Here is a 12630-nt window from a genome sequence, read left to right as displayed (position 1 = left end):
CTATTTGATCACGACGCAATCCGGCATTCAGGCTGAAAGACCCAGGTTCTGCACGGGAAAGTCTGTGGATCTTGAGTGCCGGAAACCGAAATGATTGCAAGGTCACTTACAAATAGGCAAGGTACCTTGCACCAAAATCAAGTGCTAAAATGGCAGGGTTGTGATTTAAAAAATCTTGGCAAGGCATACAGTGTTATGGCGTCTTTCCGTAGAGGTCGCTTGATTGGTTACGTATAGAATCCAGAGTCGGGGGCCGTGGATGAAACGCATGTTTTTTTTGAGATCTTTGCCTGTGCTCCTGTTTTCATGTCTTTTCCTTGGAGCCTGTGGTTATGGTTTTTCAGGCTCCGGTACCTTTGCAGGCAATGTGCAGCGTATTTTTATTTATCAGGTGACAGATCAGGTGGGGGAGGCAGGTCTTGCTACCCGCATGACCGATGATCTCGTTTATGTGATTACCCGCAGCCCCCAGGGAATGGCAGTGGGTGATCCCCTTGAGGCGGAGGCCTTTCTGGAAGGGGAGGTGCGCGCCATTTCCCAGACAGCCCTTTCCCGGACGGCTGCGGACACGGATATCGAAAGACGCCTTCATATGCGGGCTTTTTTTGTGCTGAAAGACGTTCGGGGACGTGTTCTCTGGCAGAGGGAGCTGGGGGAGGATGAGGTGTATGCCGTGGGTATGGACAAGGCAGCAACGGAAAACAGGCGCAGGGAAGCCTTGGAAATCCTTTCTCTGCGCATGGCAGAGCAGCTTGTGAATCGTCTGGGTGATAATTTTTAGGCTTTGTTTTTTCCATGGAGGTCATTAAAAAAAGGGAAGTTCCACCCGGAGACCGGGGAAGATTCCCTTTTTAAATACATGACCGACGGAAGCCGGATGATTTTTTTCAGGCGGAGGCTCTGTTTATCAGCTGGGCCAGGCGGGATACTTTACGGCTGGCGGTATTCCTGTGGAGAACACCTTTTTTCGCTGCTTTATCAATAACCGCTGTGGTTTCCTGAAGTGCCTTGCCAGCTGCTTCGGGATCTTTTTCCACAATGGAACGGAGGCGGGTGATTGCTGTTTTTACCTGACTTTTTATGCCGCGGTTTCTCATTCTGCGGACGATGTTCTGTTTGGCCCGTTTTTTTGCGGATTTATGGTTTGCCAACGCAATACTCCTTTTTACATTTTTTAAGATTATTTTAGGTGATCAAAAACCACAAGGTTTTACATTATCTAAAAAACAAAAACTAAACTGAATTTGAAAAAGTGTCAATTCTTTTTTTTTCTCCGGGCTGAAAAGCGCTGTTCTGCAAAAGTTTTCAGGGATTTTCATATGGTGGAAAGGGGGCATCTGAATTTTTGGTTTGCATCCGGCTGAAATCTGACTATGGTGCAAGCGCAAAAGCGCTCAGGAAAGCAAGGGCTTTCAGGGACAGGGTAATAAACAGGGATGCGTATGGGAAAATCGGAAAACCGGCAGGTGGCCCGGGCTGTGGGCGTGGTGGGGGTGGCAACCCTTTTCAGCCGTATACTGGGCTTTATCCGGGACATGGTGATTGCCGCATTTTTCGGGGCGTCAACGGCTGCGGATGCCTTTTTTGTGGCCTTTCGTATTCCCAATCTCATGCGCCGCCTGTTGGCCGAAGGCTCCCTGTCCATGGCCTTTGTGCCGGTTTTCAATTCGGTCATGGAAAAGGAGGGCCGGGCCGGGGCCTTTGCCTTTGCAAGGTCGGCGATCAGAATTCTGGCCCTTCTGCTTCTCTTCATTACCGTGCTGGGGGTGCTGACGGCTCCCTTCATTGTCCAGATCATTGCTCCCGGCTTTGCCGATACCCCGGAAAAAATGGGACTGACGGTTTTTCTTACGCGCATTACTTTCCCCTATGTGTTTTTTATCTGCCTTGTAGCGCTGGCCATGGGCATGCTGAACAGTCTGGGCCATTTTGCCATGCCAGCCCTTTCTCCCGTGGTATTAAGCCTTTCCATGATTTTAAGTGTGTGGCTGCTTGCCTCCCGCATGGACCCTGCGGTAACGGCTCTGGCCATCGGTGTTCTGGGGGGCGGTGTCTGCCAGCTATTCATGCAGCTTCCCGTATTGTGGAAAAAGGGCTTCCGCTTCAGGGGAAAGACGCCCTGGATGCATCCAGGAGTCCGGCGGGTGGGACGCCTCATGCTTCCCACTATTTTTGGTGCTGCGGTGTACCAGCTGAGCATTGTCATCGGCACCATTCTCGCTTCTTTTCTGGAGGCGGGCAGTGTTTCCTATCTCTATTATGCGGACCGCCTGGTGCAGTTTCCCCTGGCAATTTTTGGTATTTCCGCAGCCACGGCGGTTCTGCCCACCCTCTCCAGGCAGGTGAGCAGCGGTCGCATGGATGATCTGGGGGACACCTTTGGAGAGGCCCTGCGCTGGATGCTTTTCATCAACCTGCCTGCCATGGCTGGGCTGGTGGCCCTGGCCCATCCCCTTGTGGCACTGCTTTTTCAGCGGGGGGCCTTTGATGCGGTGAGTGTGGCAGGTACGGCAACGGCCCTTGTCTATTACAGTGCAGGACTCTGGGCCTTTGCCTGTGTACGCATTGTGGTTTCCGTCTTTTATGCCATGGAAGATACAAAAACACCGGTGATCATGGGCAGTATTTCCTTAGGGGCAGCCGTGGTGTTTTCCCTGATACTCATGCATCCCATGTCCTATGGGGGCCTTGCCCTTGCCACAAGCCTTGGTTCCATGGTGAACTTCGGTCTGCTGGCCTGGATGCTTTCCAGAAAAATACCGGGCCTTTTTTCCTTGAATGTTTTAAAAAGCGCTCTGTTTTCCCTTTTCAGTGCCCTTATCATGGGCGGATGTGTTTACGGGCTGGATCTTTTTCTTGCATCCCGCCTTGCAGATGGCAGTATGGGGATGGGAGTGCGGGTACTCACGGGTGTTGTTCTGGGGATAGGGATTTATGGAGGCCTGGCTTTACTGATGAAAAGTCCTGAGCTGGCTGTGGCCCTTAAATGGCTCCGGAGGCGGAAGAAGTGAAACTTTTTATATTCTATGGTATCTGGCTGTTTATTTCCGTCTTCGGAGTCTATGCCCTGCTGGGGTCCGATGGCTATTTTGACTATAGAAATCTTCTTCAGCAGTACAGGGAAGTTGAAGAAGAAAAAAGAGTACTGGAAGCGAAAAGGGCGGATCTGCTGCGTCGGGTGTATCGCCTTCAGAATGACTGGAAATATATCGAAGCCGTGGCCCGGGAGCAGTTGCTGATGGTTCCGGAAGATGCCATGGTGTATCATTTCAGGGAGACAGGGAGCATGGAGGAGAGAGCGTCTTTTTTTCCCTGAACAGGAAAGGCTCCGTGCAGGTAGGGTATGTTAAAACCAGAATGGCGGATTGTTTTTTTGAGGGAGGAAATGATTATGTCTCCGGATGCAAAAAAGGCTCGCTGCACCCTTGAAAAACTGAGGCTGGCACAGGGGCTGCCTCCCTTGCCGGAGCCGGATGATCCTGTGGTAAGGTGTCTGGAGGACTGGCTTGGGGATATGCTTTCTTCCCTGCCAGCAGGGAAAATCCGCCGTATCCGGGACTGTTACCAAAGGAAAAAGAATGGCTTGGATTAAGCCTGAAAGGCAGAATGGGAGAGTTTGTCAAATTTTAATCTGATTACTACCCTGACTCAGCCACAGTTTGCTGGTCAGGTTGTTGTAAGGCCTATGGTGCGGGCTTTAACACGGGCAGGCGCAAGGCCTGCCCCTACGAATGGTTTTTACGACCCTGTTTTGTGTAGGGGCACCCTTTACGGGTGCTAAGCTAACATGCGTAAAATCGGGTCATACAATTTCCATGATTAAGGTTTGTATGGCTGAAAGACAGTGGTAATCAGAAAAGTTTGTAATTACTCAGCACAGTTTATTCCGAACTGCCAAAGCTGTAGTTGCAGCAGCTTCGTACTGTTGCAAGGCTCCGTGGCTGTTTGCAAGTGACATTGCAATCGTTTCGGACCAGAGCTTTGCAGGCCTGTGCGAAAGAAGCGGCAAACTGTCTGAGCCGCCACAAAGGCAGCGTACCAAGGCCTGCTATGGTAATAAAAAAAGCTTGTCCTGCCTGTGGCGGGGAGTTTTTGCTGCTTCCGCACAGGTCAAGAAGCTCCCGAATAAGATTGCGTCACGGGCAAATAGCCTGGGGCCTGTGCATCTGTCTTGCAGGTATGGTACTTGGAAAACCGTGCTGAACAGTTACCAAGATTTTTAAGTTTCAACGGGATTTTCCGCCTTCTTTCCTGCCCTTTTCCCAGGAATCTTCTCCGTACCACTGAATCTGACGGCAGATGCCCCGGAGCATGCGTACTTCTCTGGATCTGAGGGGCATGCGGGAAATGAGGTGGCGGAAATTGTCCAGCCAGTAATCCGGGTTGTCCGGCCGCATGAAGTCAATGCGGATGAGCACCTCCTGCATGTGGCGGTACAGGTCTTCCAGCTCCTGACGTGTGGCGAGTTTGGGCTGGGGTTCCTGCGGGGCCGGGGCTTCGTGGGAAAAGAGGGTGTGGGTGATGACCATGACGGCCTGAGCCAGGTTGAGGGATGAAAAATCCGCTGTGGGAATGTGTACAAAGGCGTGGCAGAGGCGCAGATCATCATTTTCAAGGCCCCGGTCTTCGGGACCGAACAGGATGGCGGTTTCATTTTCAGGTGCTGTGATGCTGATCTGTTCCGCCAGCTGGAGGGGGTTGAGCAGGCTCCTTTTCCGGTTTCTTCCAAGCCTTGCCGTGGTACCCACCACATACCCCGCATCGGAAACCGCATCCATGACCTTTTCATGAAATTCCATGGTGTCAATCACATCCCTTGCCGCATGGGTGGCCATGCGGTACACCCTTTCCATCTCAGGTTTTTCTTCCGTTACCACCACAAGACGTGAAAAACCCATGTTTTTCATGGCTCTGGCTGCTGCCCCAATGTTTTCAGGGAATTTCGGGCGGCAGAGAACAATGCGGACTTTATCCCTTAAAGCACTGTCCATGATCAGGTACGCTCCCTTTTGCAGAAGAAAAATGCTATCTCTTCCTTTGCCGTTTCCTCTGCATCGGAGCCATGTACGGCATTGCGCTCAAGGGCCGTGGCAAATTCTTTTCTGATGGTTCCTTCTTCTGCCTTTCTGTAGTCTGTGGCACCCATGACGCTTCGCCAGTGGGCAATGGCGTTTTCCCTTTCCAGTACAAGGGCCACCAGAGGACCGGAGGTCATGAAATCCACAAGGCTGTCAAAAAAGCCCTTTTCCCGGTGGACATGGTAAAAGGCCGCTGCTTCCTTCTGGGAGAGCTGAAGCATTTTCATGGCAGATATCCTGAAATTTTCCCTTTCCATGCGCTGGATAATGGCACCCATGCTGCCCTGGGAAACGGCATCGGGTTTGATCAGGGCCAGTGTCTGTTCCATGGCAGAACCTCTCTTTTTTTGTTGGGGATACTTGACGTACGCCAATGAAAAAACCGGTTTCGGAAAATTCCAAAACCGGTGTACTCTGTCATTTTTCTTTAACAAAGGGAAGGTAAGGGGTCAAGGTAGCGTTGCCTTTTAGGTATTTTTTCCGTACACATGGGCGTAAAGGAAATCTGGCCCCATAGGGCAGAAAACAGACTTTTTCACGGAGGACAAATGAAGGGCAATATCTCACAGAAGGGTTTTACCCTGATTGAAGTAATGGTGGTGATTGTCATACTGGGGATTCTTGCCGGGTGGATTGCTCCCAAGCTTCTGGGAAGAACCGATGATGCAAGACAGGTGAAAGCGGAGATGGATATTGCTTCCTTTGAGACCGCCCTGCGGCTTTACCGGCTGGATAACGGTCGTTATCCCACAACGGAAGAAGGCCTGGAAGCACTGGTACGGAAGCCGGATTCCGCCTCGGACAGGTGGCGAGAGGGGGGGTATCTGGAAAGCCGCAGGATTCCCCTGGACCCCTGGGGCAATGCCTATATTTATCTTTCTCCCGGCATCCATGAAGAATATGACATTATTTCCTATGGTGCCGATGGGGTGGCCGGAGGTGAAGGTGCCAATGCGGACATTACTTCCTGGGAAAAGGACTGATTTGGAAAAAACTGTAAAATGTTCAGGCTTTACACTGATGGAGCTTGTGGTGGTCATGGCTCTGATGGCTGTGATTCTTTCCGTCAGCTTTCCGAGGATACGCACGTCCATGGAGGCGGATCAGCAGAGAAGGGCGCTGGACCGTTTCATTGCCATGTTTGAAAATACAGGTCAGCAGGCCTTTGAAAAAAAAGAGGAAATGGTTTTAACGCTGGCTGCGGATAACCGGAGTATGCAGGGTGCGGGCGGGGATGGTGAGGGAGCCTTTGATTTTCCGGACAGTTTTTCAGTGCAGACCATGCGAAGGGCAGGAAAGGATTTTCCGGAAACCCGTGATATCGCTTTTTATCCCGAGGGATACGCAGACCCTGTTTTTTTCTGGATAGACGGTGTCCGGGGACGCAGAACCCTGATCATGCACCCGCTCATGCTGCGGGTGGAGGTGAAAGACGGTTTCATTTTTCCCGAGGGCTGGGATCATGAATGAGCAGAATCAGAAGGGTTTTACCCTCCTTGAGGTCATGATAGCCCTCAGCATTCTTGCCATTGTGCTGACAGCGGTGCTGAGCCTCCATGCCCGGAGCATTGCCATGCTGGATCGTTCCAGTGCGGATATTCTGGCTCCCTATCTGGCTTCTCAGGTTCTCAGCAGCATTTCCCGGGAGCTGCCGGACCCGGCCTCCCTTCAGGGAAGCTTTGAGCCTTTTCCGGATCTTTCCTGGCAGGCTGCCGTTACACCCGCACCGGGCCTTGCAGCGGGCATGGTGGCCGAGGAAGAGAGCCGCCATCTTTTTCTCGTGGATGTGCGTATCATGAGAAACAATGTCCTCCTTTTCCGCCTTGAAACCCTGAGGGGGACCCGGCCATGAGAAAAAAAAAGAGGCTTCTGGCCCATAAAAAATCCGAGGCTGGATTTACCCTCATGGAAATTCTTGTTGCCCTTGTGATCCTTGCCATTGTCATGGGAGCTTCCTATGCATCCTTTTCCGCCCTTGTGGGAACGGATCAGGCCATGGGCCCCATGCTGAAAAATCTGGAAGATGCCCGAAGAACCATGGGATGGCTTGAAAGGGATTTTTCATCCACCAGCGTTTCCCTGCCGCCTGCCTACAGAAAACCGGAACTTTTTGACGATGCGCAGGACCCTTTCCGCTTTGAGGCCTGGGAAGAAAACCTTGGCAATGGCCGTTTTTCAGGGGTCCGTTTTGCCGCAGATGCCCATCTTCCCTTTTTTGGATCGCCTCTGAAGGGGCTTGCCAGAATCTCTTATACGGTTTTGGAAAAAAAAGACGGAAGCCTTGCCCTGTACCGCAGTGATCACATCCACCCCTATCCGGATACTGACCGCAGCGAGGAGCTGCGTTTTCTTGTGTGTGATAATATTAAAAAATTTACCCTGGATTTTATGGATGAAAAGGGAGAATGGCACAGGGAATGGGATTCGGAGAGCAACCGCTACGGCTGGGCCACTCCAAGGGCCGTGCGGGTAGGTCTGGAAACGGGAAGGGGTCCGGATGCGCGGGCCATGGCAACGGAAATAAGGATTCCCGTATGGCGGGAATCCCAGGGAGATCTATGATACAGAAATCTTCCGGCATGGCCCTTGTGGCGGTTCTGAGCATGATGCTGGTGCTGGTGGCTCTGGTGACGGCTTTGCATCGTCAGATGGGGGATACGGCATTTGCCGCACGTAAAACCGGGGACAGAATGCAGGCCAGAGCCGCTGCTTCCGGAGGTGTGGAAGTGGCCATGGCCATACTGGCAAGGGACAGGGAGTTGACGGAGAGTGATTCCCTGCAGGATATCTGGAACGATCCCGAAGCTCTGCACATGGCACTGGCTGCCACGGGTGTATCTCCCCTGCCTGAGGTTTATATAGAGGATGAACTGTCAAAAATTCAGGTCAATGCCCTTGTACACCGGCCCAATGAGGTCAACGGGGATCAGGTGCAGCTCTGGGATCGTTTTCTTACGGCCCTGATCCTCAACGATGACAGTCTCATTGGCATGCGGCCCAGCTCCATTATCAATCCTCTGATTGACTGGCTGGACTCCGGAGACGATGACCGTATCACAGGCCTTGACGGTGCTGAAGCCGATTATTATGCCACACTGGATCCACCCTATGCGCCCCGCAATGGTCCTTTTACGGATTTATCGGAGCTGCAGCGGGTGCGGGGCGTGACCCCTGAGCTCTGGGAAAAGGTTGGCGGGGCTGAAGGTCTTGGCCGCTTCATGACCATATGGGGCGTGGAAACCCGTTCCGGCAGGCGGGTGGAGGTGGATGGCCGCATCAACATCAACACCGCCCCCCTGGAGGTGATTGCCACCCTGATTACGGAGACATCAAGTCTGCACATGGCAGAAGAGATTCAGGCTTTCCGGGATGAGAAAAGTGAGGGGATTTACGTCAATGATCTGGAAGGGGACTGGTACAGGCGTTGTGCGGGATGCGAGGATGTCCCCCTGGCGGAAAATCTGATTACCAGAAGAAGTGATATTTACCGTATTGTTTCCCGTGCCAGTCAGTCGGGCAGCGAGGTTGAAATCACTGCTGTGGTGCGGCGGGAAAAGGATGGGGAATCCGGTCGTTTTTTCTGCAGGATATTGCGCTGGTCTGAAGAATGATTTATAAGGGTGACTCTTTATTCAGGTTCCCTCTCGCGGAGACTGTTCTGGTCAGTCAGACCAAATCATAAATCATAACGGGGTTTGTTTTTTTTATGTCCCATGCCTTTCTCGCCCTGGAAATCGCTGATCATGGTGTAAGGGCCTTTTCCTTTGTCCGTGAAAAGGGAGGCCGCATATCCCTTGATCAGACAGCCTTTCGTGTTCCCGGAGAAGATGCTTCCCTGGAATCTGCTGCTTTGGATGTGCTTGAGGCTGTAAAAGCACAAAAGGGTGAGGTGCAGATCTATCTGCCCGTATGGGATTTCATGGCAAGGAATCTGCGTCTGCCCTTTCGGGGGGCAGGTAAAATTGCCCAGATTCTGCCCATGGAAATGGGAGGCGGACTGGGGATTTCTCCGGAAGCCTTTGAGGTTCATTTCCTTGAAACTTCGAAAAAGGCCGGAAGCACGGAGGTTTTTGCCCTTGCTCTGGAAAATTTCCGCCATGAACATCTGATCCGGGTCCTTGGGGATGCCGGATTTTTTGTCCCATCCCTGGATGTGTCCCATCTGGCTGCGGCCAGGGCCGTGGCCCTTATGGAGGGCCAGGCCGGCGGCTGGGCCTTTGTGGATACCCGGGGAGCCCTGCTCCTCATGGATGGGGACAGGCCCCTTGGTGTTCGTATGCTGCCCTCTGCGGAGCAGGGAGAAGGGCCTTTTGTGGATGCGGTTTTTTCGGCCCTTGCTGAGCTGGGAACCCTGCGTTTTCCGGATCACCCGCCTGAGCTTATCAGGCTTTCCGGGCCTTTGGCTTTCTCCCTTGAAAGCCCGCTGGCGGAAAAAACGGGCCTTGCCGTAAAATGCCATGGACCGGGTGGGGGCAAGGATCCGGACCCGCAGGGGATTCTCGTGGAGGATGAAGGGGGGCTGCGGGGAGCACTGGCCGCCTTTGCAGGTGCCCGCGGAAAAGCAGGACTTCGTTTCCGGGAAAGGGGCTGGCGCTGGGATCATTTTTTTGCTGCCCATGGAAAAGCCCTTGCCGTTTCCGGTTTTTTCACCTTCTTTGTTCTGCTTGTTCTGATTGCCCATGTCTTTCTCGATATTCAGCGGCTGAAAAACACGGATCAGTACCTGGATGCGGAGATTCGCAGGGTTTTTACCACCACCCTTCCCGGTGTGACCCGTATTGTGGATCCTCTGCATCAGATGCGGACCCATCTTGGCGATCTTGAAAAGGCATCGGCCTTTGCCGCCAGCGGTTCAGGAAACCACCGCATGGTGGATATCCTCAAAGCACTGGCCGAAGGCGCACCCGAAGGAGCGCCCATGAATTTTTCAAGGCTTGCCATTACAGGCGACCAGTTGACCCTTGCCGGTGATACCGATACCTTTAACAATGTGGATGGTTTAAAAAACCGCCTTTCCGGCCATCCCCTTTTCTCCGGAGTGACCATCACAAGGGCAACGGCAGATCAGGATGAGGGCAGAATCCATTTCAATTTACGGGTGGATCTGAGATAGGAGACCATGTTTTCATTTCCGTTTTCATTTTCCACAAGGGAAAACAGGATACTCATGGCAGCCAGTATTCTGGTGCTGGTCATGCTGGCGGACCTGATGGTCTTTTCCCCTGTGCGGGACTGGCGCAGCCGCCTTGACCGCAGCATAAGCGTTAAAAGTGAAACCCTGGAAGAACTTCAGGCCCTTGCCCTGCGGTACCGAACCTTACAGGGCAGTGATCAGGGGGCTGCCGATACCCTTGCCGCCCGGCAGCAGGATTTTACCCTTTTTGGATTTCTGGAACGTGTGGCCGGAGAAACCGGGGTAAAAAGAAACATTGCTTCCATGAAGCCGGGCAGCAGCGAAGACCGGACAACGGGGATGCGTTTTTCCGTGGTGGAGATGCGGCTGGAAGATGTGAGTATGACGGATCTTACCCGTCTGCTTTTTCGTTTGGAAACGGCCCGCGAAAATATTCAGATCCGCTCCCTGTCCATCACCCGGAAGGGCGGAAGGGAACCTGCCACCCTTTCCGTTGTTCTCAATGCCCAGACCATTGCAGGATGAGGGGTGCCTGAGAAGATGAGGTCTTTTTTGAAGCTGAGTGCGTGGCTTTTGTATATTCTGGGAACGGTGCTTTTTTTTGTCTATCTGTTGTTTCCGGCAGAGACCTTCCGCATCTTTGCGGAAAAGGAGATCAACAGAAGAACAGGTATGGTTTTTCAGACAAAAAGCCTTGCTCTGACTTTTCCTTTGAAAATATCCATGGAAAACAGCACTCTTCAGGGCAAAAAGGGTTTTAGCCTCGGAGTAGAAAAAGTGGCGCTGAGTCCTTCTCTGGCGGCCTTTCTCAGGGGACAGGCAGGGGGAAAAATCAGTCTGCGTACCCTTGGGGGGGAGATGGATGCCGTCACCCGCATGCCACTGGCTTCTCCCCTTGGGGCCAGGGGGCAGATGCAGCTTTCCCGTCTGGACATGGAGGCCCTTTTTTCCCTTTCGCCAAAGCCGCTTCCCTTCGGGATGCAGGGGCAGGTGTCCGGGCGTTTTGTCTGGGAGCCCGTGGAAGAAAAGCTGGGGTTCCGGGGAAATCTTGATATCAGCGGCGGGGATCTGCTTGTGGATTTTCCCATGGGCGAATTTCCCGTCATCCGACTGAACGCAGTGCAGGTGGAAAGTCATTTGGAAAAAGGGCGTCTGGAGATAGAGAATATTCTGGTAACCGGAAGTTTTGGAACCCTTCACCTGAAGGGCAGCATAACAGGGGCTTTGGGACCATCCGGCCGCCTGAACCTTTCCGGTGGGATTCGTCCGGATTCGTCCTTTTTACAGCAGCTGACCCGCATGGGCGGTATCGGGCCTGTAATCAGCCAGTTCGCTGGCCAGAGGGAAATCCCCGTTCGCATTGCAGGAACCCTTGAAAGCCCGCAGCTCACCCTTGCGGGCATAAGGCTTTAGAGGCTCTATGGCAAGATATGTCTTTTTATTATGGAACCTTCTGCTGGTTCCCATAGGCGCCTATGCTGCCGTATCTCTGGGATATGGCATATTGTCTGAGAAACTCCATCTGAGACCGGAGTTCTCTTCCAGCCTGACGGCGGATGCTGTGGAAACCCGGCGGCCGGGGCAGGAACCGTCCCGGAAGGATGCGGTGGCCTATGCCGTGATTTTTGAAAGAAACCTTTTTGGCACCCTTGCCCTGCAAAAGGAGGAAGAGGTTCCTTCCATTGATCTTGATGCCCTTCAGCGCACCACCCTTCGCTTAAAGCTCTGGGGAACTATTGCATCGGAAAACAGCAATCAGGCCTTTGCCGTGATTGAGGATACAACGAAAAGGGTGCAGGAACTCTACCGTGTTGGGGATCAGATTCAGGACGCCACGGTCCGAATGATTTTCCGCCAGAAAGTGGTTTTAACCCGCAGAGGGCAGGACGAAGTTCTTGAAATGGACCCTGAGGAAGGACAGCGGACCGTTGATCCGGGAATACGCCAGCCTGCTTTTTCCGGCGCAGCAGCGAGTCAGGAAATTTCAAGGCAGATGATTGATGAATCCATGCAGGATATCAACACTCTCATGCGCCAGATACGGATCCGTCCCAATTTTGAGGACGGACAGCCCGCAGGGCTGCGGGTGGACCGTCTGCGTGCGGATTCCATTTTCCGGGAGCTGGGTCTTGAAAACGGTGATGTAATCAAGGGAGTCAATGGCAAGGAGATCCGGTCTGTGGATGATGCCCTGACATTTTACGAGCAGCTGAGAAATGCCACTTCCGTTTCCCTGCAGGTGGAACGCAGGGGAGCCCCCCAGACCCTTTCTTATACCATCAGAAACTGACGGGCCCTTTGCCCGCAAATGGAGAGCCACAACGGATGATTCTGACGCCAGTAAAATTTTTGAAATCCCGATGTTTTTTGGTGCCCTTTTTCTGCCTGCTGTTTTTTTTTCCGGCGGCCTTTCCCGTT

The 12630-nt window shown here is 52.8% G+C and carries 16 protein-coding genes; 13 read left to right on the top strand and 3 right to left on the bottom strand.

Annotated features, from left to right (window positions below; translation table 11 throughout):
* The first annotated feature begins 259 nt into the window (after positions 1-259).
* Complete coding sequence (gene lptE / locus LZ24_RS01400) at positions 260-781, top strand: LPS assembly lipoprotein LptE (RefSeq protein ID WP_144681551.1); 522 nt, start codon at positions 260-262, stop codon at positions 779-781.
* A gap of 106 nt (positions 782-887) precedes the next feature.
* Here the strand turns inward: lptE and rpsT are convergent, their stop codons facing one another.
* The gene (gene rpsT, locus LZ24_RS01395; RefSeq protein ID WP_144681549.1) at positions 888-1151 is read right to left on the bottom strand and encodes a 30S ribosomal protein S20; all 264 of its coding nucleotides are present in this window, start codon (positions 1149-1151) and stop codon (positions 888-890) included.
* A 291-nt stretch (positions 1152-1442) separates the two neighbouring features.
* On the opposite strand from rpsT, the gene murJ reads away from it, so the two are divergent.
* The 3 genes from murJ to LZ24_RS01380 are packed head-to-tail and all read left to right on the top strand — an operon-like array spanning position 1443 to position 3592.
* Positions 1443-3011: a murein biosynthesis integral membrane protein MurJ gene (murJ, locus tag LZ24_RS01390; protein WP_144681547.1), complete on the top strand. Its 1569-nt coding sequence runs from the start codon at positions 1443-1445 to the stop codon at positions 3009-3011.
* Entirely contained in the window at positions 3008-3316 is a 309-nt protein-coding gene (locus tag LZ24_RS01385; protein ID WP_186442857.1) for an FtsB family cell division protein, read from the top strand. Before murJ ends, LZ24_RS01385 begins: the two co-directional genes overlap by 4 nt.
* 27 nt (positions 3317-3343) lie before the next feature.
* Positions 3344-3592, top strand: a complete 249-nt coding sequence (locus LZ24_RS01380) for a hypothetical protein (RefSeq protein WP_222427487.1) — start codon at positions 3344-3346, stop codon at positions 3590-3592.
* 634 nt (positions 3593-4226) lie between these two features.
* Here the strand turns inward: LZ24_RS01380 and LZ24_RS01375 are convergent.
* A complete protein-coding gene (locus tag LZ24_RS01375; RefSeq protein ID WP_144681542.1) occupies positions 4227-4991 on the bottom strand; it encodes an RNA methyltransferase in 765 nt (254 codons plus the stop codon).
* 2 nt (positions 4992-4993) lie between these two features.
* Positions 4994-5407, bottom strand: coding sequence for a nucleoside-diphosphate kinase (ndk, locus tag LZ24_RS01370; protein WP_144681540.1), 414 nt, complete (start codon positions 5405-5407; stop codon positions 4994-4996).
* 219 nt (positions 5408-5626) lie between these two features.
* On the opposite strand from ndk, the gene gspG reads away from it, so the two are divergent.
* The 9 genes from gspG to gspC all read left to right on the top strand — a co-directional run bounded on the left by gspG (position 5627) and on the right by gspC (position 12502).
* Entirely contained in the window at positions 5627-6061 is a 435-nt protein-coding gene (gene gspG, locus LZ24_RS01365) for a type II secretion system major pseudopilin GspG (protein ID WP_144681538.1), read from the top strand.
* 1 nt (position 6062) lies between these two features.
* On the top strand, positions 6063-6548 hold the full coding sequence (locus tag LZ24_RS01360; RefSeq protein ID WP_186442856.1) for a pilus assembly FimT family protein: 486 nt from the start codon (positions 6063-6065) through the stop codon (positions 6546-6548).
* Positions 6541-6930 (top strand): type IV pilus modification PilV family protein, encoded by a 390-nt coding sequence (locus LZ24_RS01355; protein ID WP_144681534.1) that lies wholly within the window; start codon positions 6541-6543, stop codon positions 6928-6930. The genes LZ24_RS01360 and LZ24_RS01355 overlap by 8 nt, the downstream gene beginning before the upstream one ends.
* Positions 6927-7640, top strand: a complete 714-nt coding sequence (locus LZ24_RS01350) for a prepilin-type N-terminal cleavage/methylation domain-containing protein (protein WP_144681532.1) — start codon at positions 6927-6929, stop codon at positions 7638-7640. Before LZ24_RS01355 ends, LZ24_RS01350 begins: the two co-directional genes overlap by 4 nt.
* Positions 7637-8689: a type II secretion system minor pseudopilin gene (locus LZ24_RS01345; protein WP_186442855.1), complete on the top strand. Its 1053-nt coding sequence runs from the start codon at positions 7637-7639 to the stop codon at positions 8687-8689. Before LZ24_RS01350 ends, LZ24_RS01345 begins: the two co-directional genes overlap by 4 nt.
* A gap of 95 nt (positions 8690-8784) precedes the next feature.
* Entirely contained in the window at positions 8785-10191 is a 1407-nt protein-coding gene (locus LZ24_RS01340; RefSeq protein WP_144681528.1) for a PilN domain-containing protein, read from the top strand.
* Between the two features lie 6 nt (positions 10192-10197).
* Entirely contained in the window at positions 10198-10737 is a 540-nt protein-coding gene (gene gspM / locus LZ24_RS01335) for a type II secretion system protein GspM (protein ID WP_144681526.1), read from the top strand.
* Between the two features lie 3 nt (positions 10738-10740).
* On the top strand, positions 10741-11625 hold the full coding sequence (gene gspN, locus LZ24_RS01330; protein WP_144681524.1) for a type II secretion system protein GspN: 885 nt from the start codon (positions 10741-10743) through the stop codon (positions 11623-11625).
* Between the two features lie 7 nt (positions 11626-11632).
* Entirely contained in the window at positions 11633-12502 is an 870-nt protein-coding gene (gene gspC / locus LZ24_RS01325) for a type II secretion system protein GspC (RefSeq protein ID WP_144681522.1), read from the top strand.
* Positions 12503-12630 lie beyond the last annotated feature (128 nt).

Source organism: Desulfobotulus alkaliphilus (assembly GCF_007830435.1).
In the GTDB taxonomy this organism is placed as follows: domain Bacteria; phylum Desulfobacterota; class Desulfobacteria; order Desulfobacterales; family ASO4-4; genus Desulfobotulus; species Desulfobotulus alkaliphilus.
This window is presented reverse-complemented; position numbering and strand designations above follow the sequence as displayed.